This is a genomic window from Rhodohalobacter sp. 8-1, assembly GCF_038150125.1.
In the GTDB taxonomy this organism is placed as follows: Bacteria; Bacteroidota; Rhodothermia; order Balneolales; family Balneolaceae; genus SW132.
The window spans coordinates 1-19488 of record NZ_JBBVMF010000024.1 but is presented as its reverse complement, the minus strand read 5'-3'; the positions used below and the strand labels follow the sequence as shown (position 1 = coordinate 19488).

General features: G+C 43.4%; 19 protein-coding genes. 10 read left to right on the top strand and 9 right to left on the bottom strand.

Annotated elements, in window-relative coordinates; all coding sequences use genetic code 11:
- Nucleotides 1-23: 23 nt before the first annotated feature.
- Nucleotides 24-1211, top strand: a complete 1188-nt coding sequence (locus AABW11_RS17465) for an AI-2E family transporter (protein ID WP_340106439.1) — start codon at nt 24-26, stop codon at nt 1209-1211.
- Nucleotides 1212-1279: 68 nt separating this feature from the next.
- Here the strand turns inward: AABW11_RS17465 and AABW11_RS17460 are convergent, their stop codons facing one another.
- The 3 genes from AABW11_RS17460 to AABW11_RS17450 form a co-directional block, all read right to left on the bottom strand.
- Complete coding sequence (locus tag AABW11_RS17460; protein ID WP_340106437.1) at nt 1280-1546, bottom strand: hypothetical protein; 267 nt, start codon at nt 1544-1546, stop codon at nt 1280-1282.
- A 135-nt stretch (nt 1547-1681) separates the two neighbouring features.
- A complete protein-coding gene (gene queG / locus AABW11_RS17455; protein WP_340106436.1) occupies nt 1682-2635 on the bottom strand; it encodes a tRNA epoxyqueuosine(34) reductase QueG in 954 nt (317 codons plus the stop codon).
- Nucleotides 2636-2755: 120 nt separating this feature from the next.
- Nucleotides 2756-3472, bottom strand: a complete 717-nt coding sequence (locus AABW11_RS17450) for an FKBP-type peptidyl-prolyl cis-trans isomerase (protein ID WP_340106434.1) — start codon at nt 3470-3472, stop codon at nt 2756-2758.
- Between the two features lie 386 nt (nt 3473-3858).
- On the opposite strand from AABW11_RS17450, the gene AABW11_RS17445 reads away from it, so the two are divergent.
- Both AABW11_RS17445 and AABW11_RS17440 read left to right on the top strand, forming a co-directional pair.
- Nucleotides 3859-5430: a DEAD/DEAH box helicase gene (locus AABW11_RS17445; protein WP_340106433.1), complete on the top strand. Its 1572-nt coding sequence runs from the start codon at nt 3859-3861 to the stop codon at nt 5428-5430.
- A 9-nt stretch (nt 5431-5439) separates the two neighbouring features.
- Complete coding sequence (locus tag AABW11_RS17440) at nt 5440-6201, top strand: lysophospholipid acyltransferase family protein (protein WP_340106432.1); 762 nt, start codon at nt 5440-5442, stop codon at nt 6199-6201.
- Here AABW11_RS17440 and AABW11_RS17435 read toward each other — a convergent pair.
- A complete protein-coding gene (locus AABW11_RS17435) occupies nt 6191-6661 on the bottom strand; it encodes a hypothetical protein (protein WP_340106431.1) in 471 nt (156 codons plus the stop codon). The two genes, AABW11_RS17440 and AABW11_RS17435, sit on opposite strands and share 11 nt — an antisense overlap.
- 229 nt (nt 6662-6890) lie before the next feature.
- Here AABW11_RS17435 and AABW11_RS17430 point away from each other — a divergent pair, with 229 nt between their 5' ends.
- Nucleotides 6891-7385 carry a putative metallopeptidase gene (locus AABW11_RS17430; protein WP_340106430.1) on the top strand — a complete coding sequence of 165 codons (495 nt, stop codon included), beginning with the start codon at nt 6891-6893 and terminating at the stop codon, nt 7383-7385.
- 6 nt (nt 7386-7391) lie between these two features.
- On the opposite strand, the gene AABW11_RS17425 is transcribed toward AABW11_RS17430, so the two are convergent.
- The gene (locus AABW11_RS17425) at nt 7392-7973 is read right to left on the bottom strand and encodes a hypothetical protein (RefSeq protein ID WP_340106429.1); all 582 of its coding nucleotides are present in this window, start codon (nt 7971-7973) and stop codon (nt 7392-7394) included.
- Nucleotides 7974-8196: 223 nt separating this feature from the next.
- Between AABW11_RS17425 and AABW11_RS17420 the strand changes: the two genes are divergently transcribed.
- Nucleotides 8197-9525, top strand: coding sequence for a type II secretion system F family protein (locus AABW11_RS17420; RefSeq protein WP_340106427.1), 1329 nt, complete (start codon nt 8197-8199; stop codon nt 9523-9525).
- A 141-nt stretch (nt 9526-9666) separates the two neighbouring features.
- Nucleotides 9667-10023: a hypothetical protein gene (locus AABW11_RS17415; RefSeq protein ID WP_340106426.1), complete on the top strand. Its 357-nt coding sequence runs from the start codon at nt 9667-9669 to the stop codon at nt 10021-10023.
- Here AABW11_RS17415 and AABW11_RS17410 read toward each other — a convergent pair.
- Together AABW11_RS17410 and pncA are read right to left on the bottom strand one after the other, a co-directional pair.
- Complete coding sequence (locus tag AABW11_RS17410) at nt 9995-11113, bottom strand: NAD(P)/FAD-dependent oxidoreductase (RefSeq protein ID WP_340106425.1); 1119 nt, start codon at nt 11111-11113, stop codon at nt 9995-9997. The two genes, AABW11_RS17415 and AABW11_RS17410, sit on opposite strands and share 29 nt — an antisense overlap.
- Entirely contained in the window at nt 11110-11724 is a 615-nt protein-coding gene (gene pncA, locus AABW11_RS17405; RefSeq protein ID WP_340106424.1) for a bifunctional nicotinamidase/pyrazinamidase, read from the bottom strand. Before pncA ends, AABW11_RS17410 begins: the two co-directional genes overlap by 4 nt.
- Nucleotides 11725-11997: 273 nt before the next feature.
- On the opposite strand from pncA, the gene AABW11_RS17400 reads away from it, so the two are divergent.
- The 4 genes from AABW11_RS17400 (at nt 11998) to rho (ending at nt 16262) form a co-directional block, all read left to right on the top strand.
- Nucleotides 11998-12528 (top strand): TlpA family protein disulfide reductase, encoded by a 531-nt coding sequence (locus tag AABW11_RS17400; RefSeq protein WP_340106423.1) that lies wholly within the window; start codon nt 11998-12000, stop codon nt 12526-12528.
- Between the two features lie 6 nt (nt 12529-12534).
- Nucleotides 12535-13392, top strand: a complete 858-nt coding sequence (locus AABW11_RS17395) for an aminotransferase class IV (RefSeq protein WP_340106422.1) — start codon at nt 12535-12537, stop codon at nt 13390-13392.
- Nucleotides 13392-14651, top strand: a complete 1260-nt coding sequence (locus tag AABW11_RS17390) for a bifunctional folylpolyglutamate synthase/dihydrofolate synthase (protein WP_340106421.1) — start codon at nt 13392-13394, stop codon at nt 14649-14651. The genes AABW11_RS17395 and AABW11_RS17390 overlap by 1 nt, the downstream gene beginning before the upstream one ends.
- Nucleotides 14652-14762: 111 nt before the next feature.
- Nucleotides 14763-16262, top strand: coding sequence for a transcription termination factor Rho (gene rho / locus AABW11_RS17385; RefSeq protein WP_340106419.1), 1500 nt, complete (start codon nt 14763-14765; stop codon nt 16260-16262).
- Between the two features lie 441 nt (nt 16263-16703).
- Here rho and AABW11_RS17380 read toward each other — a convergent pair whose 3' ends face one another.
- Nucleotides 16704-18218, bottom strand: coding sequence for a S10 family peptidase (locus tag AABW11_RS17380; RefSeq protein WP_340106418.1), 1515 nt, complete (start codon nt 18216-18218; stop codon nt 16704-16706).
- Nucleotides 18219-18375: 157 nt separating this feature from the next.
- On the bottom strand, nt 18376-18885 hold the full coding sequence (locus AABW11_RS17375; protein ID WP_340106417.1) for a DUF192 domain-containing protein: 510 nt from the start codon (nt 18883-18885) through the stop codon (nt 18376-18378).
- Nucleotides 18886-19488: the final 603 nt, after the last annotated feature.

Here is a 19488-nt window from a genome sequence, read left to right as displayed (position 1 = left end):
ACCGGCGTTACCCCATTATAACTATGAATAAAAATCAATCGTGGGTTGCTACATACACCTATATTTTAGCAGCAATAATGTTGACGGTGTATGCAATGATCGTGGCAAAATCATTGATTCAGCCGCTGCTCTTTTCACTATTTTTCTCAATTCTTCTCTCGCCGTTTTGCGGCTTAATGGAGCGGTATAAAATCCCGCGATATTTATCGGTACCGATTGCTATCATCAGCGGCCTACTGGTTCTATTTGGGATCGGCTTCTTTTTCTACTCGCAGCTTACAGATTTTGCAGGTGACACAGACATTTTTCGAGAACGGTTTGAAGAGATTGCCGGCAATGTTCAGGCATTCCTTGAATCCTGGTTTGGTATAGAGCAAATCATAGATTTTCAAATGATTCTCGATTCTATTCAGAACATCATTAGAGAGAATACCTCAACGCTGACCAGCGGTTTAGCCGGTGCTGCTTCGGCGTTAACATCTATCTTTCTTGTACCCGTATTAATGTTTTTTATGCTACTTTACAGAGATTTTCTGAAGCAGTTTTTTATGAGATTATTTGGGAGCAGAGGTGAAGTTGAATCCGGTACAACAAAACTAATCATTGATAAAGTAAAAATAGTTGTTCAGGGATATCTGACCGGAATTATTGCCGTAATTTTTATTCTTGCCGTTCTAAACTCAACTATGCTTTTGATAATCGGTATTGAACATGCGGTCTTTTTTGGAACGTTTGCTGCAATGCTCAATGTCATCCCGTTTGTGGGCCCGCTGTTTGGAGCTGTTTTGCCAGTGCTGTACTCACTGTTTACGATGGATTCTCTGCTCATTCCGGTCATAATTATGGCAGGCTTTTATGTGATCCAAATGATGGAAGGGAATATCTTTACACCGATTATTGTAGGTAATAAGGTGAGTATCAATGCATTTATTGCACTATTGTTGCTATTTATAGGGGCTCAAATCTGGGGAATTATTGGTATGATTTTGATCATACCAATGGGGGCCATTTTAAAAGTGATTTTTGATGAGGTGGACTCATTGAAACCTATTGGCTTTCTGATGGGAACTGTACCAGATGAATATAAATCGAGGAAAAGCGTTCTTGCTGAAAAAATGAGTGATTTTTCCGAACGGGTGGGTAATGAGAAGGACGGTAAAAAGAAAAAAGCAGATGGTATTAACTCTGAAGATACTGGTGAAGATACATGACAAACATAAAAAAACCTTTGGCTGCACCGCAGCCAAAGGCTTATTGAGACAATAAAGTATATTTATGCTTATTTTTTACCTAACTCATTCATTTTTGTCTCAAGGCGTTTAATAATGCGCTCAACATCTTTGTCATGGCCCATTTCTTTGAGTTTAAAAAGAATGGTGGCAAGAGCGAAAAATGTCTGTGGCCAGAGACCGATAAAAATACCGGTTCTCTCAGCATGAGCATTTTCTTCCTCATCTTCAGTTTTTTCTGTATACCACGCAGCAATGCTGGCTGCAATTGATGTAAATCCAAGCCCTGCCGCTAAATAACCTAATTTGTCAAGCATCGTTATCCTCTTTATATTAATTGAAGTTCAGTTATACAACTGTTTTGCAGGTGGATGCGTTTCGACTGATACAGCTTGTTATTGCGACGAGTTTACGACCATAGAAATGAATAGTTTGCCTACATATCTGTAGGTTTAATCTTTTACACGAATATTTTTTTCAGCAATTTCGGCATTACGTGTAAACCATTTATGCGTGGCACGGCGAACCGCAGAACCTTCAAAGAGATCATCAAACAGATCCTGGTCAATATTACTCCATGATTTTTGATCTGGCGGTGAAATTATTTGAGGGCGTGGTTTAAAATCCTCAATTGAGCTATAGGCGGCTTTGCGGTTCCAAGGGCACACATCCTGGCATATATCACAGCCAAATGCCCACTCCCCGAGATCCTTTTTCAATTCGTCAGGTATTCTGTCTTTCAGCTCTATGGTAAGGTAGGAGATGCACTTTTCAGCGTCAATTTTATAGGGCTCGTAAATTGCATTCGTAGGGCATGCATCCAGGCAGCGCGTGCAGGACCCGCAATGATCACTCACCGGTGTATCGTATACAAACGGGATATCCACAATCATTTCGCCGATTAAGAACCACGAGCCAAGCTCCTTGTTCAGCATGTTTCCGTTCTTTCCCATCCAGCCCAAGCCCGACCGCTCCACCCAGGCTTTATCCATTACCGGTGCAGAGTCAACGAAAAACCGTCCGTTGATGCCGCCGTTGATCTCTTTCGTGAAGTTGAAAAGTTTTTTTAGCATCCCCTTAAACGTTTTATGGTAATCGCGTCCGCGGGCATACTTAGCAATTTTTGGATGATCAGCTTTTCTGTCTGCCAATTCGTTTTCTTCATAACGATAGCTTGCAATTACGCTAACCACACTTTTTGAACCGGGGACTAACTTGGTGGGATCGATTCGTTTGTCAAAATTTCTCTCCATCCAGCCCATAGTTCCGTGGCGCCCTTCATTCAGCCACTGCTCAAGCCGGCGCGCTTCAGCATCCAGCTGTTGGGCACGTGAAAAGCCACAGGCGTAAAACCCAAGTTCCCTGGCTTTCTGCCGAACTTTCATTGTGAGGGCAAGTGTATCCATATCGGTTTAACATAAAAAAATCGCCCGGCAATCTCTCGCAGGGCGATTTATAAATTTCAAAAGGTATAAATAAAATCAAAAATCACTCATCAAATATGTGATGCAGGTGACCTTGAGCTTTTACTCTTTAACGTCTATGAGTTCAACTTCAAAAATAAGCACAGCTCCGGGCTCAATAATACTTCCCGGTGGCGGGTTATTTCCATAAGCAAGATCCGCAGGAACATAAAATTCATATGTTGCCCCTTCGCTCATTAGCTGAAGACCTTCTGTCCAGCCCGGAATTACCCGATTCAGAGGAAACGTTGCTGTTTCGCCTCTGCTGTAAGAACTATCGAATTCCTCTCCGGATATAAGCGTGCCGCGATAGTGTACTTCAACTTCATCTTCTGCCGTTGGACTTTCGCCGGTGCCTTCTTCAATGACGCGATACTGCAGACCGGATTCTGTTACCATTACATCTTCCTTTTGAGCATTCTCTTCAAGAAACTCTTGACCTTCCGCAATATTCTCACTGGCTGCTTCTTGTTGACGTGCCTGTTGGCTTTGTCTGATATCCTGCTGAAATTGCTGCATCAGGGCCTGCATGGCTACTTGGTCAATGATAGAACTATCTTCTTCCAAAGCTTGGTTTAAACCGGCAATGAATTGACCATTCTGTAAAGAATCAACGCCTTCCGAAGCAAGGCTTTGGCCGTAGAAAAATCCGAGACTATAGCTAACAGAATCCATTCTGGATTCAAGCGATGCATCCGCGGTTCCCCGGGGAGATTCGCAGCCATTAATAATAAGAATAAAAAGTAGTGCAGTTAACACCGAATAAATTGATACTTTCATATTGGTAATAAGGGATTGATTTTTTTCGTATTTCAATTGAGCAAGTTATATAGCGAAACATGCCAGTCGCTTCATCTGTTTGCTAACGTTCGATTGGTTAAGAGCCCAAAGGGCTCAGAAACGCAGAGAACACAGCCTTAAAAGGTACCGTTTTTTGCCAGCGAACCAAAGAAGAGTGAACAGATTTCTAACTATTCATACTTTGCGGTTAAAATGATATATTTAGCGGTGTTGCAGAAACATATACGTGAATACTTGCCGTTGTGTATAATATCTGCGAATACCTTTCGGTTGATGGCACATAAAAGATTGCCGCCCGTTAAGTTTACTTTTACGAATATACCTGCAGTTTATTACCATTAAATTTTATTGAAAAAAGGAATCATTTGAAGTTTACCGATTTTAATTTATCCGACGAGATAATCGCCGGCCTAAACGACCTTCAGTTTAAAGAGCCAACTCCTGTACAAGAACAAGCCATTCCAATCGTAGCTGAAGGGAAAGACCTGATTGCTGCTGCCCAAACCGGTACTGGGAAGACCGGAGCGTTTGTTATTCCAATCATGGAGCGTGTTCTAAAGAGTGATAGAAAAGGAATTAAAGCTCTTATTCTTAGCCCCACGCGTGAGCTTGCAACGCAAATTGACGAACAGATTTTTGCAATAGGTTATCACGCCGGAATCACCTCTGCCACCGTTATTGGCGGCAGCGATTTTTCCCAGCAGGCGAAAGCGCTAAAAGCCGGTGTGGATATTATTGTAGCTACGCCCGGTCGATTAATCGATCAAACCAAAGTATTAGGGGTGGATTTTTCCTCTCTTGAATACTTTGTACTGGACGAGGCAGACAGAATGCTGGATATGGGATTCCTGCCGGATATGAAGAAAATAATATCATGGATTCCGGAGAAACGGCAAACTCTTCTGTTCTCAGCAACAATGCCGAACGAAATTAAAAAACTGGCCGGGTCTATCATGAATAATCCGGAGCTTGTGGAGATTGAGAGATCCAAACCGAGCCAGTCTGTTGAACAACGGGCGTACAAGCTTCGAAGTAAGCAAAAGGTAGATCTCGTCAAAAAGATTTTTGATGACATTAAATGGGACTCCTGCATTATATTTACCTCTACTAAGAAAGGGACTGATGAACTCCAGCGTCTATTAAAGCGAGAGGGGATAAAAGCTGTAAGTATTCATGGAGACAGGACACAGGATGAGCGAAATAAAGCTCTCCAAGCGTTTAAAAACGGCCAGGTACCGGTTATTGTGGCAACTGACGTCCTGGCCAGGGGGATCGATATTAAGGAAGTATCAATGATTATCAACTATGATGTACCCAATAACACCGATGATTATGTACACCGAATAGGCCGAACGGGACGGTACGACAAATCAGGAATTGCCGTTACGTTCGTGAGTAAGCGAGACAGCCGCACATTCTCACAGATTGAGCGAATAAAAGGAAACAAGATCAAGACATTAGAACTGCCTCAAAATTTCGGTGAATCTTCTGACTTTTCCTGGGACGACGACTTTAAAAAAAGCAAACAGAGCAAGAAAAGTAAAACCAGCAGTTCTGATCAATCAGATCAGAAAAGACAGCGCCCGTCATCAACCAATGGCCAGGAAGAGGCCACCAAACAGAGTGAAGATGACTCAGGTAAAAAGAGTAAAAAATCGACTGCAAAATCAAACGGTCAACCAACTACCTCTTCAGACAAAAAAGATCGGTCTGGGAAAGGAAAAGATAACCGGCATAAAAAAGATACTCCCAGTAAACCAGATAAAGCTCAAGAAGATCGGTTACGAAAAGAGCAGGCTCAAAAAGAGAAAATTGCCGAACTTGAAAAAGTTGCTATTCCACCTTCCATTTCAAAAGCAGCCGAACGGAATAAAAACAGCTTAAAGCCCGCGAAGGGAGTATGGGGAATCATCAAAAGTTTTATTCCGAAACTATAGTATTGCGTTATGCGTGAAAAACTTTTTTCCGTGCTTATATGGACGGGAATATCCCTGCTGGTGATCGTTTGGCTGCCGATGGTTGCGGCTGTTCGATTGTTTGACCGAGACCCGGCGCGCTACCGCACCGGACGTTTTTTTCGAAAACTTGGCAATGCTATTTCCCGCATCAACCCAAACTGGAAGATTACCATAGAAGGGTGGAAACAGATTGATGATCGTAATCCCTACATTATTGTTTGTAATCACCTGTCTAATGCGGACATACCGCTGATATCGAATTTGCCGTGGGAAATGAAATGGGTGGCAAAAAAAGAATTGTTCGATGTTCCGCTGCTGGGATGGATGATGAAAATGGCCCAGGACATTTCAGTTGACAGATCATCCAGTACGAAACGTATCGGTGTTTTTAAACAGTGTACATACTATTTGAAACATAATTGTTCAGTTATGTTCTTTCCTGAAGGCACAAGGTCTCGGGATGGCCGCATGAAAAAATTCTCACTGGGTGCGTTTGACCTGGCCATCAAGAAAAATATCCCGATTCTTCCCCTCGTCATTGACGGCACCCAGGACTGCCTTCCCAAAAAAACCTGGGTGTTCACATCGGAAGCTTATGTAAACTTGAAGGTCATGAAACCTATCCCCACTGATAATCTCAGCCAGGATGACAGCATTGAACTGATGAAACGGGTGCGCAGCGATATGTTGGCTCAGCTTTCTGAGTGGAGAAATCAGCCGGTAACTTCTATCGACGCCACTATTCGTTAGCGTTAGGTGAATGATGTTTTTTATGCTGAGAGTGAGGTTCTGTATCAGCTACGGGACCGGATGGTTCAGCTATGGGTGTAGTTTTCTTTTTTGACAGGAAGAATCGCCATACCAGGACAACTGCCAATAATGAAAATACCAGGGCAACTATTGGAAGCAGCAGCTCAACATCCATCGCGTAGTGAATTTGACCATAGCGAAGGGCCATCAGCCAGACGCCATACATTATCAGTGCCGGTCGTTTCTTTATGTCGGCATAGGTAACCGAAAAAAAGCCCCCAAGAAAGCTGGTGACCAGTGTGAGAGCGCATATAAGCAGACTCCAGGTAAATCCATAATTTTCATAAAGGAAAAGATCGACCGGTATGTTCAGACTTATGGAAACAATAACCCTGATAATTGTATCTGCCGCTACAACAATGGCAACTCCGATAAGACTACCTATAAAACCTTTTTTCATGATACAGTTGGTTTGAACTTTTATAAATCAAAAAAACTAGTGCAAAACAGGTAAACAAACAGATTTGATGCTCAAATAATTGAGCAACACCCATGTAGATAATATAAGAAATTTCCCCCTTCGTGCTACAGATTTAACTCTTCAAAAGATGCAAAGATTCTTTAATGCCGGGTTTAACTTTGTTATCTTAGACATCACAAATTTTTCATAATATTTGAATTGAGAAGGAATGCCAGAAAACGATTATTTGAAGCCGGAAGGCGAAATAAAATTATCTGATAAACAGCTGATGGAATCTCCGGAAATGGAGAAAATCGCGGCTGATGTCATCAAGCAAAATAAAATTGAGCTGGGGCCTGCTGAGGTAGGATACCTGCTCATTTACCCGAATATTTCCAAGCAGAGAGCCGCGAAATGCATGAAAGCTACTCGTGAAGTGAAACACTATTCAGGAAATGATTACCTGGTTGAAATATCCGGGGAGCTGTGGGATATGCTGGATACTGATACCAAGAAAATGCTGTTGTATCATCAGCTTCTGCATATCGACCCGGTGTTCAAAGCGAAAAACCAGGAGTGGAAAATGAAAATAAGAAAACCGGATTTTTCTGATTTCTACGAAATTAACGACAACTTCGGTAATGAATGGTACAAAACCATTCAGGCAACGGTATCGTCGCTCTATGATCTGGATCCCCGCCAGGAGAGTAAGGTTACCATGTAGCCACGTTTACAAATCGGTAGAAGATGGGGTTACGGCTTGACGGTTGCTTGAAAATGAGCTGCCGTTGAGTGTAATCTGTTTGAGCCTGCCTAAGAGTGACTCAGGGTAGTCGAAAGTAATGAGTGTTTGAGTATGACGGCGAAGGAAGTTCGTAACGGTGTGCCGGTCTTGCAGTGAAAGGAAATAAATTTTTTCTGTAGATGTGATATGCCTGATAAGGTATTTTTCCTGTGGTGTTGCGTATCGTCGCACAGATGACGAGAAACCTGTGTAAACACCATCCAGTTCATCTCCATGATTTATCCACACATACTTTTTCTCGCCAAGGTTGGCGATCATTTCGTCAATTTTTTTATAGCTTTCCTCTTCGACTGTGCTAACGACCGTGCGTAAATCAATGACCTTAAGCTGGTCGCCAAATTTCTGCTTCACTTTTTTGAAGAATGAGTCTTTGGCCGACTGGTTTTCTCCTGCCAGAACTGTTAAATAGTAGCTTGAATCTACATTCAGCTTTTCAACATTTTGTAAAAACGTATCGGTTTCTTTATCAGAATGCTTGAATGTTTGAGGAGATTCGTCGGAGGCCATGTGAGTTATTTATTTGAAATTAATACTATTCTTAAAGTTACACAGAGCTGATGAATTAAAACAGTTTTCTTTTACAGCTATTGGGCTGACTGGTTTTTGTTTGAAGCAGTTATCCCCGGGCATATGGGTGCTGGATTATTGCAATACTGCATTTATGTTTTGCAATAATTGGTACGATAATACAGGTTGAAGAATCCTCATTTCGTAAATAAACCGATGTGTTATGCCCAAATTTCGACTTAAAGCTACATCTAAGGCCGGTAAATCCATTAAAACCGAGTTTGAGGCGGGGACCAAAAAAGACGCTAAGTCTAAAGTTGATAAGCTCGTTCAGAAAAACGGGATCAGCGTTCAGGCACTTGAAAAAAAAGAAATTTACGAATACAAGGTCCAGAAACCCGGTAAAAAGAAGATTGTAGGGGAAAAGGAGGCCTATAACAAGGAAGAGCTCGAACGGGCACTTACAAAGCTTGGCTATAAAGTTCACCGCATCAATAAGAAGTGGTTTGATTTTAAAGGCGGTGTGCCCACTAATGAAATTGTAACTTTTGTCAGCCTGTCTGCCGATCTTCTGCGTCAGCAGCTGTCATACGACGAGATTCTTGACCTTCTGTATGAGGATACAGAAAACAAGAAAATGAAGGATGTCATCAAAGAGATTCAGAAGGATCTTAAGGATGGTAAAGAGGGCAGTGAGGTGTATGGCAAGCACGAAGACGTGTTTGGAAAGTTTGCCGCCTACATGCTTAGTGTGGCGTCTACCTCAGGTAACATGGCACTTGTATTTGAGAGTACTGCCAAATTTCTTGAACGGGATGCGGAATTTAAAAAGAACCTTCGGCGCTCACTGTTAATGCCAACCGTAACCGTGCTGGCAGTTGTTGCGACGGTCCTGTTCTATGTAGGATACATTTTTCCGGCAACGGCAGAACTGTTTCTCGAGTTTGATATTGCCCTGCCGCCCATGACCGCGGCTACACTTGAAATAAGTTACTGGCTTCAGGACAATTGGATATTGCTGACACTTGCGCACATTGTACCCATCTCTGTATTTATCTGGTGGGTGAAAACACCAAAAGGGAAGCTCATGCTGGATCAGTATATCATCAAAATACCGGTGATAGGGGATTTACTGCACAAAACAAGCATCGAAATATTTTCACGCGTATTCTATACGCTGTATAGCGGTTCGGGGCAAAATATTGATGTGATTCGAGTGGCAGCCGAGGCGTGCCGGAATACATACATGGAGAAGCGAATTAAAGAAGTTGCCATCAAAATGATGCTGAAAGATGGTGCCGGACTTGTAGAGTCGATGGAGGCCACCGGTGTGTTTTCCAATACGGCAATCAGCCGGTTCCGGCTTGGTGCCGAATCAGGAGCTCTCCGTGAAAATGCGAAACAGCTGGCTGAATACTACGAAATACAGACCACTTACAAGATGGAATCGGTCATTGATACGATAAACCTATTTATTAATCTCTTTATAATGATTGCCCTGATTGCAATAACGGTAGTTTCATCTGAGGCAGCTATTATTCAGCCTAACTAAAGCCAAGTAGCAGAATTTTATGAGTTGCCGGCATCTTGATAACATCATGATCACTATTCAAATAGAATAGTCGACAGGTGCAAACCATCTTGAGGGATGCATCTGGCCGAATGAACAAGGTTGGAAATAAGTTGTCGTAGTATGACTAACTACGCAATATTCGAACTTGTAGCGGTTATTTTGGCTGTACCATTCAGCTACTTGATGGCAAAGCTTGTAAAATATTACTCGCGTCCAAACTATCGTAATGAGGTTGATACCGATTTTCAAAAAGAATGGAACGGCAAACCTGAAGATGAGTATGAGGCGTGGCTTCGACTGCGGCGAAAGTATTTACGCCAGGATGTGCCGGGCAAATACCTGGACCATATCCGAATGAGAATGTCATCTTTGAATAAAAGAGAGCACCTGTCAAATTTGTCGGTCAGTGAAAATGGTGAGTTGTATACTGGCGGCGATAAAGACTCACCTAAGAGTTCTGAAACCGGTTTAAGTTAAATTCACTGTCAATTGGGCTCCCATTAAGAATTGAATTGGCGAGCTGTTTTGCCAGGTACCTTCCATGTATCATGCCTTTTGATCCCAGCGCACCAAACAAATGAAAATTCTTTTTTTCAGGGTGTTCACCTATAGCCGGTTTATGATCTTTCATACTGACTCGCTCACCGCTCCACATTACAAAAGTATGGGGTAAATCGGACAGGCCGGGTAATGTCCGGTCTAGTTTATCATACAGATACTCCCTGCCGGAGTCGTCGGTTTGCAGATTATCGTACGAATGTTCATAGGTACTTCCTACGACCAGGCGATTTGGAGTGGATGGTAAGAAAGCAAAATACCCCATACTTGAGATAGATTCACGCAGAGGGAGTGGCGATTTGAACGTTAAATCAAGAAGCTGGCCTTTTGTTGTTTTAAACGGCAGAAATTGCCAAGAGGGATTATGTTTGATAGATGACCCCGCAGCATGAATCACATGTTCAGTGTGGAATGAACCTCCATCGGCAAGATTAACGAAGTACCTGTTATCCTCGGTTTTGCTTATTGCTGCTTCCGTTTCAAACCGGGTATGCAATCCTTTTGATTTTAGATACCCTGTTAATAACTCTAAATAAAGCGGAGCGTTTACCGTGTAACCCGGCTCTAAGACCAGGCCGCCAAAGTTTTCACCGAAATAGTTGTAGGTTGATGAAAACTCTTCCTTATCCAGCCACTGAATCCACGAGGAATCCGGCCAGTCGTATTTTTTTGGTGAACGATGAAAATCTTTCGCGAGATCTTCATCAAGGGCAGGACGCAATACTCCATTCTGTTCATAAAATTGTTGCCCGCTAAATGCTTTAACCCTCGACAGTAGATCTGATATGGACTCAAGACTCTCTTTTGCCCGGTGAACCTTTTTTGCACGTCTGCCGGTGGCCGGATTGATGAGCACTAGCGGAGCTCCGGATGACCCGCTCCCGGGACGCGCTTTATCAATAATTGTAACGGATTTATTGCGCTGCAGAAGTTCATCTGCAACAGATAACCCCGCGATTCCGGCGCCCAATATCGTAAAGTCTATAGATTCGGGATCTTGTTGGCTCACTTCAGTATGGAATCTGATTGAAGGACATCGACTCCTTTTGACTTCATTTCATCCCAGGCGGCGTCGAGCGAACCTTCGAGATCAATACCTTTAACGGCATCTTCAATAATGTGCATTTTAAAGCCTTCGTCAATACCGTCAACGACCGACCACTTCACGCAAAAATCTGTTGCAAGGCCTACCGTGTAGAGATCGGTAATACCGCGGGTCTTTAGATAGCCGGTAAGCCCGGTTTTGGTTTGATGGTCGTTCTCATAAAAAGCTGAGTAGGAGTCGATTTCCGGACGAAACCCTTTACGAATAATAACCTGGCTCTTTTTTGTTCTCAGATCGGGATGGAATTCTGCTCCCTCAGATCCCTGAACGCAATGATCGGGCCAAAGAACTTGTGTTCCATAATCCATTTCAATCGTATCATTAGGTTCTTTATCATCATGTGAGGATGCAAACGAAGCATGCCCCGAGGGGTGCCAGTCTTGTGTTTGTATGATGGCGTCAAAAGAATCAATGAGCTTATTTACGACCGGAACGATTGAACTCCCATTCGGGACTTCAAGTGCTCCGCCTTCACAAAAGTCATTTTGGAGATCTACAATTAGCAGTGCTTTCATAATTGTCTGTCATTTAATGTTGTCTGCAATTTTATCACACGCTCTTTTAAAAATTATTGATCAAACATATCGCATGCGGTTACCGTCAAAACATTTATGCTTGTCGAAGAGTTTAATGAATCTCCGGCTGTGATACTCACAAAGATCAGTCGCGGCGTAAACAGTTTTACTTGCGTCGCTATCATCCAAAAGACAGCAAAGAAGGGCGATTAAGTTTTCGAATAACATTTGTATCTTGATTGACATATAGATTTGAGACGTTCAAACCGGCAAATGAGATTAGATCAAAAATATTTTATACCTTTTTTACTGATCTGTGCAGCTCTTACAGCTATTGTCATTTTTTTGAGCTCTCTGAACTACGCTTCAAACCAGCGGGAGACGTTCAGGGAGGAGATTGAAGAGGCGAGCATAAGCGAATGGAAGCTGTATCACTACGCATCCGGAGATTCACTGTCATTTTCACAGTTTAAAGGATCTACTGTAATTGTCCACTTTTGGTCTACCTGGTCTGATTTGTCACTTGAGCTTAACAGCGTCATGAGCCAGCTTCAGTCGGAGTTTTCGGGTATTGTAATTGTAGCTGCCGCTGCCAGAGATGCAGAAAATCTTGTTGAAGAACACATTCAAACCACAGATTTCGATTTTGTATACGTTGATGGTACGCCACTGTACCAGGAATTAATGGTACCGGGACTCCCCTCGCAGCTGTTCATTAATCGACAAGGAACCATTGTTGACCAGAATGTGGGTAAAGATGTTGAGGCGATACGACAAAAGGCAAGAGAATTGGTAAACCGGTGACATTCTATGAAAGTATCATTAAATGGTTCCATCATTGAAAATGAAGAAGCCGCAATTCGCGCAGAAACCGACGGACTATTTTATGGTGCCGGATGTTTTGAAACGTTCAAAAGTTACAGAGGCAAATTTCTTCATCTTGATCGCCATCTGCATCGTCTTAACGATGCGGTGAGTTATCTGACAGGCCAGAAAGCAGGCTTTTTCACTGAAGAGCAGGTAAGATTGGAGATAACTGAACTACTGAAAGCGAACCAGTTGTCAGAGGACCATGCCAGGATCCGTATCCAGGTATCGCTTGGTGAACGCGGTGGTTATTCACTGCCAGATGCTAATGAACCGTCATTTATTACGCTTATCACTTCTGATGAAGTAGCTCTGAAAGCAGCCGGACCGCTGCGCCTTGTTTCAGTTAATACAACGGTAGTTCCATCGTCCTGCCGGCCAACCCAACTGAAGCTAAGCAACATGATGCACTACCGGCAAGCCGCCATCGAGGCGAAAGCAAAAGGAGCCGATGACGCACTTATGCTAACTGTGCGCGATGAAGTGGCTGAAACGTCTATCGCTAATATATTTTGGGAGAAGAACGGAACAATATTTACACCCTCGGCTACTTGCGACATCCTGCCGGGCATCACCCGGTCCATACTTATACAGATGGGTAGCGAAAGCGGGAATAGAATCAAAGAAGGAGCATTTTCAGGATCTGACATTGAACAGGCATCTCAGATTTGGATCTGCAACAGTTTGAAAGAACTGGTTTGGGTGTCATCACTGAACGGCCGACCGTATCCTACAGATACTCCGCTAAGGCATGACCTATTGCAGAAGTTTGAGGGATATAAAAAGGAGAAAATGGCTTGATGACTCGTTATAAAACGATTGAGGCTGTTTATGAGACGCTGAACACCATTCCAATGTTTGGTGATAGAGGGCGGTCAGCCGCAAATTTTTCACTGGACACGATCCGTGAGTTTTGTGGTGAGATAGGTAATCCTCAGGCCGATTTTAGATCCATTCATGTCGCCGGAACAAATGGTAAAGGGACCACCTGCCGGATGCTTGCATCTGTGTATCAGTCGGCCGGCTATAAAACCGGCCTTTTTACGTCGCCGCACCTGATAGATTTCAGAGAACGGATAACAATTGACAGTGAATGGATAACCGAACAGCACCTTCTGACATTTTTTCAAAAATATGAGCGGTTAATTGAGAAATTCTCCCTTACCTATTTTGAATTGGCTACTGCTATAGGGTTTTGGTATTTCAGTGAAAAGAGTATAGACGTTGCAATTATTGAAACCGGTTTGGGGGGAAGGCTCGACGCAACGAACATCATTCTGCCGGAAGCTGCTGCCATCACGTCTGTCGGAATGGATCATACCGATATACTTGGAAATACAATTGAGGAGATTGCGCGCGAAAAAGCGGGAATTATCAAGCCAAATACACCGGTGGTGGTAGGTGATCTTCCAAATGCTGCTATGTCAGAAATAGAAAACCATGCAGATTCACTTAACGCACCCGTCATAAACTCGGCTGCCCCGGATTATTCTTTGGACCCGGTAATGGAAGATAATTCTGAAGCCAAACAGCTCACGCTGGCAGCCCGGTTAAACGCACAAATAGTACGTTGTATATTGGATTGTGTAACTGAGCAAATCCCCGTATCATCCTATGCTGTTGCTGACGGACTTTTAAAGTGGAGTGAACGATATCCTGCCGGGGCATCATTTCGGCGGATTCATCCGGACTATCAATGGTATTTTGATGGTGCACACAATCCTGAAGCAGTAAAACTGATGAAACGGCAGCTTACTGAATTATCACCCCTCAGCGACTGGAGACTGGTATTTAGCATAATGAGGGATAAATTAACTCCCGGACTAATTTCTGAACTATTGGAAATCGGTACCGTGTATTACCATCCGCTTAAGTTAGGCAGGGCGGCTACCGAAAAGGAAGTAAAAGAGCTGGTGCCTGATATTGAGATACTAAACGCTGATGATTCTCTGCCTGAATCGTGGGTTCAAAAGAATAAATCAGAATTAGTAATTTTTGGAGGAAGTTTTTACTTTTACAAAACATTGAAGCAATGGATGGGAAACATTGCTGATCACTAAGAGGTTACACTCTTTTCTATACCATTCAGAATAGTTCTTATCTCAAGCGCACTTCTGCATAAGGTTGCGCGCTTTTCTACATGAACATATTTCAAGAACAAAACAAACCATATGTCGGAGAATCACACCGATACACCATCATCTACTGATTTGGAATCACTACGCAAAAAATCCGTTAAAGAGTTAAAAGAGATCGCTAAATCCATTGGATTGAAAGGCGTCTCTGCATTACGTAAAGAGAGCCTTATTGAAAGGATTTCAAATCACAGGGGAAGCGGTCCGCGAGATACAGGCGTCCCTAATATTGAATACGGACAGGAATCCCACATACAATCATACGATTCTAAAAAAGAACGCGGCGGAAATGACCGCCAGAAAGATCGCGGCAAAAAACGCGGACAGTACAAGAAAAATAAAAAGCATGTAAGCAATGTACTGCCTGAATCTGATGCTCCAACTCTTGACGAACGACTTGAAGAAATAATTCCGAAGCTTGGAAAATTTCTGATTAACGAAGGTACGCTGGAGATTTTACCCGATGGCTACGGATTCCTTCGCTCTGTAAATTATAACTACAAGGCGAGCCCGGACGATATATACGTTTCTCCTTCCCAGATCAAACGGTTCAGGCTGCGACAGGGTGATTGCGTGATTGGAATCATTCGTCCGCCCAAAGTTGGCGAGCGATATTTTGCGCTTCTCAGGGTAGAGGGAGTCAACGGTCAGATTCCAACCGATATGGATAACCGGGGCGATTTTGAAGATCTGATGCCTGTATATCCAGATATGCGCTACAAGCTGGAAAACCATTTTTCTGAATATACGACTCGCTTGATTGACCTTTTCTCACCGATAGGAAAGGGGCAGCGCGGTTTGATAGTCGCTCAGCCAAAGACCGGCAAGACGACCATCATGCGTAACATTGCAAATGCCGTCAACAAAAATAACCCGGAAACCAAGGTTATTATTCTGCTTGTTGATGAGCGGCCTGAGGAGGTTACTGAGATGCAGCGATCAGTGAAAGATGCTGAAGTGGTGGCATCCACATTTGATGAGAAGCCCGAAAATCATATTGGGCTATCGGAAATAGTTTTTGAAAAAGCGAAACGCCTGGTTGAAAGCGGCCATGATGTATTATTGTTGATGGATTCTATTACCCGGCTTGGGCGCGCTTATAACGTCGCTGGCAGCAATTCAGGACGAACAATGTCAGGTGGTATTGACTCTGAGGCACTAAAAGCCCCACGACAACTGTTTAGCTCCGCCAGGAATATAGAAGATGGCGGCAGCCTCACTATCATTGCGACCGCACTGGTTGACACCGGCTCGCGAATGGATGATGTGATTTTTGAGGAATTTAAGGGCACCGGTAATATGGAGCTTGTGCTTGATCGCCGGCTGGCTGAACGACGAATATTCCCGGCAATTGACGTATTTAAGAGCGGCACACGTCGCGAAGAGCTCATTGTACCGGACGATGAAAGAGAGAAAGTTGTGCTATTGCGTCGCTATCTGAACCAGCATAATGCATTTGAAGCAATGGAATTCCTTCTTGAGAAGATGAAGGGAACACGATCCAATGAAGAGTTTCTTATCTCAATGAATAAGTAAGTTAGGTATCATTTAGGTGTCATGCCGCACCGCGATGCGGCATCTCCCATTCTCGTTCAGACTGTAAGTTCCCCCGCAACTCATGTTCTCATTTGCAAAGATGGGAGATCGCGGATCGAAGTCCGCGATGACTGTTGTAATAAGAACCTAAGTTTATAAAGAGCGTCATGCCGCACCGCGATGCGGCATCTCCCATTCTCGTTCAGACTGTAATTTCCCTGCAACCCATTTTCTCATTTGCAAAGATGGGAGATCGCGGATCAAGTCAGCGTTGATGATTTTTTATCATCATGAGTTTATTAAAAGCGTCATGCCGCACATCGATGCGGCATCTCAAAACCTCGTTCAGACGACAACTCTTCCTAAGCAGTTCACTTTCTCACTTGCAATGATGGGAGATCGCGGATCGCAGTCCGCGATGATTTAAGGAAATTTATATAATCAGTATCTAGCCGGTGTTTCTCCATCGGTGAGGGAGTTGCGAATAAATTCTCTGATATGTTCGTTGCTTGTGGCCAAATCTTCCTGCCGAAGATACATCATATGGCCGCTTTCATATCCTTCAAACCGAAGCCTGTCGCTTACCTTACCGCTTCTGTCCATGTTCCACATCACATATTTGGCAGAGAAATAATCTGTAGCACCATCATAATAGCCCGATTGTACCATCACATGCAGGAACGGATTTTCGCCCATGGCACGGCGCAAGTCCTCGGCCGTTGAGTTGCCACTGCGATCCCATGGATGAACGGGTCCGAAAATGTTGTACTTAAGATCGGTTTCAAAACCAAGATCTTCCCGCAGGTAGTGGTTGATGGCGGGTGTAAATGCATGATTCCATGCTGTAAGAGCCGGGTCATGGTCATAGCTGTCACCTGCATCCATTCGATCAATTCCCCGGTAGCGGGAGTCGAGCCGGCCGATTGTCATCCCTTGATCCCGCATCAGCTCTTTCCAGTAGAATGAGGTGGGGAATGTTAGATTGTAGTTGAGTACATGTTGCTTGTCAATTCCGGAATATTCAGAGACTTGAGTGGCAATCTCATCCCGCCGTGACTCGCTGATTGTGCTGCCCAGTGCAATGGCCGGCAAATACGATTCTATGGTAAACTCTTCCACTTCAGATAGCAGATCCTGAAGCTCCATCTGCTGAAGATCACTCCTAAGTGCGTCATGATACCATGCCGTGGCGGCATAATATGGAAGTTTCAGGATTTCAGACCGTGGTGTCATCGCCGGTGGTTCCAGGCCCATTCCTGTAGGAGATACTAAAATGACGCCGTTCAAAAATACCCAGTTCCTGTTTTGAAGGCTGCGGGCTAGACCGGCTACGCGGGTAGTGCCATAACTTTCTCCGATTAAATATTTTGGAGACGCCCACCGACCTGTTCGCGAAATAAATGTATTGATCCAATCAGAGAGGTAGGCGATGTCTTCATTCACTCCAAAAAAATTGGATCGTTCGACGTCTTCATTCAAAATCCGCGAAAAGCCGGTATTTACAGGGTCAATATAAACGATATCGGCTACATCCAGTATGGAATGATCATTTTCGATGACGCCATACGGCTGGACCGGATATCCCTCGTCATCAATTCGCAGGAAACGCGGGCCGGTGTATCCAATATGCATCCAGACAGATGCAGAGCCCGGGCCGCCGTTGAACGAAATAACGAGCGGACGAGTGGATTTGTCATCTACATCACTTCGTTCGTAATACACATAAAACAGGGATGCATCCACGTTGCCATCATCATTCCAGACCGGCTGGGTTCCAGTAGTGGCTGTATAGGGGATTGATCTGCCATTAATTGTTACAGATGATTCCGTCGTAACAGTAGTGTCTGCAGGAAGCTGCCGCTGCTGCGCCTCTGATGAAACTGTAATAGTGAAAGAAATCAGAAACAGAAGGAGTAAAGTGCCGGGTATTTTTTGATCTGAGCTTGATGGATTCATAAAACGAGTGAGATGTAAGGAGAATTAAAATTGTATGATTTTATCACTGGTAAAAGAATTAATATAGGCTGACACGAATATGGTAGCAACTGACCGTGCGAAAAAATTGAGTGACTAATTATGGGAATTAACGGATAGGTTTTTTGTAAAATGTCCCTCACTCAAGTATGGCAATGGAAGCCCCTTCATTAATATCGTGCTCGAGCGTGTAGCCGGCATTTACCTCTACGACATACTTCGCAGGTTCTTCAGAAGAAATACTGTCTTGTGAGTAGGGAGATGCATTTCTATGAATGCGAACGATTTCAAAATCTTCATTCGCAAAAATAAGATCTAGTGAAAGTGGCGTGCTGGCCATCCAGAAACTTCTGGGCTGATTTTCTTCAAAAATAAATAACATCCCGGCATTTTCAGGCATTGAATTCACGTTCATTAAACCTTGTGTTCTGGATTCCTGGTCATCAGCCACAGCAACTTCAATGGTGGATAAGGTATCGCCAGCATTGGAAATAAAAGCAACCTTGGCTTCATAGTTAAGAGTCCGCTGGTCTTGCGGGGCCTGTTGCTGTGCCTGCCGATCTGCCCCGGAACAGTTCATCAAAATAACTGATGTTATAAACATGAACAGGCAGCCTATCTTGGATTTAAGATAATTTTTAGAAATCATAAAAAGCTTAGGATTGGGATGGTTGAAAAATTTCTTCAATATAATCAAACATATTTAATTTGATATACAGCCTTAGTCCAGTGCAATAGACTAGTGTCGTGTCAGTGATGAAATACGGTATAGTCAACGGATGCAACTGAACGTCATTCTCAGTTATTCATTACTTTTATTGCGAAGTCTGTGCTGTAAAGTTATTGGACCGCACACCGTACTTAGTGATGTAAAATTATATTAATCATCTAAGAATGTGAACAGGTCGACCCCCTTTATGCGGGATAGATTTTTTCATTTTAATACATCGATTATAAGATGCCGGTTGAGTATGAATGGATACTAAGCTGTGCATTGATTTTAAAGTTTGCCAAATTGGAAATCATTATCAGTGAATTAGATCCATCTATTTATTTTCGAATGCTTTACCCGGATTTATCACCAAGAGATTTTTCTCTCAGCAAGGCGAAGGTGAAATGGCGACGGAAACGTACTTAATTACGTTGAGTAAGCCATTTTTGCTTCCGCCGAAGGCATGCCCTGGGCAAACGAAGCCAAGGAAAAAATATCGCCGAAAAACACCCTGTTATTCTTTACAACCTCTAAATATTG

What these genes read in the sequence shown, in the direction of transcription:
- AABW11_RS17465 (WP_340106439.1), top strand. Translation starts at nt 24, where the DNA reads ATGAATAAAAATCAATCGTGGGTTGCTACATACACCTATATTTTAGCA.
- AABW11_RS17460 (WP_340106437.1), bottom strand. Translation starts at nt 1,546, where the DNA reads ATGCTTGACAAATTAGGTTATTTAGCGGCAGGGCTTGGATTTACATCA.
- queG (WP_340106436.1), bottom strand. Translation starts at nt 2,635, where the DNA reads ATGGATACACTTGCCCTCACAATGAAAGTTCGGCAGAAAGCCAGGGAA.
- AABW11_RS17450 (WP_340106434.1), bottom strand. Translation starts at nt 3,472, where the DNA reads ATGAAAGTATCAATTTATTCGGTGTTAACTGCACTACTTTTTATTCTT.
- AABW11_RS17440 (WP_340106432.1), top strand. Translation starts at nt 5,440, where the DNA reads ATGCGTGAAAAACTTTTTTCCGTGCTTATATGGACGGGAATATCCCTG.
- AABW11_RS17435 (WP_340106431.1), bottom strand. Translation starts at nt 6,661, where the DNA reads ATGAAAAAAGGTTTTATAGGTAGTCTTATCGGAGTTGCCATTGTTGTA.
- AABW11_RS17430 (WP_340106430.1), top strand. Translation starts at nt 6,891, where the DNA reads ATGCCAGAAAACGATTATTTGAAGCCGGAAGGCGAAATAAAATTATCT.
- AABW11_RS17425 (WP_340106429.1), bottom strand. Translation starts at nt 7,973, where the DNA reads ATGGCCTCCGACGAATCTCCTCAAACATTCAAGCATTCTGATAAAGAA.
- AABW11_RS17420 (WP_340106427.1), top strand. Translation starts at nt 8,197, where the DNA reads ATGCCCAAATTTCGACTTAAAGCTACATCTAAGGCCGGTAAATCCATT.
- AABW11_RS17415 (WP_340106426.1), top strand. Translation starts at nt 9,667, where the DNA reads ATGACTAACTACGCAATATTCGAACTTGTAGCGGTTATTTTGGCTGTA.
- pncA (WP_340106424.1), bottom strand. Translation starts at nt 11,724, where the DNA reads ATGAAAGCACTGCTAATTGTAGATCTCCAAAATGACTTTTGTGAAGGC.
- AABW11_RS17400 (WP_340106423.1), top strand. Translation starts at nt 11,998, where the DNA reads ATGAGATTAGATCAAAAATATTTTATACCTTTTTTACTGATCTGTGCA.
- AABW11_RS17395 (WP_340106422.1), top strand. Translation starts at nt 12,535, where the DNA reads ATGAAAGTATCATTAAATGGTTCCATCATTGAAAATGAAGAAGCCGCA.
- AABW11_RS17390 (WP_340106421.1), top strand. Translation starts at nt 13,392, where the DNA reads ATGACTCGTTATAAAACGATTGAGGCTGTTTATGAGACGCTGAACACC.
- rho (WP_340106419.1), top strand. Translation starts at nt 14,763, where the DNA reads ATGTCGGAGAATCACACCGATACACCATCATCTACTGATTTGGAATCA.
- AABW11_RS17380 (WP_340106418.1), bottom strand. Translation starts at nt 18,218, where the DNA reads ATGAATCCATCAAGCTCAGATCAAAAAATACCCGGCACTTTACTCCTT.
- AABW11_RS17375 (WP_340106417.1), bottom strand. Translation starts at nt 18,885, where the DNA reads ATGATTTCTAAAAATTATCTTAAATCCAAGATAGGCTGCCTGTTCATG.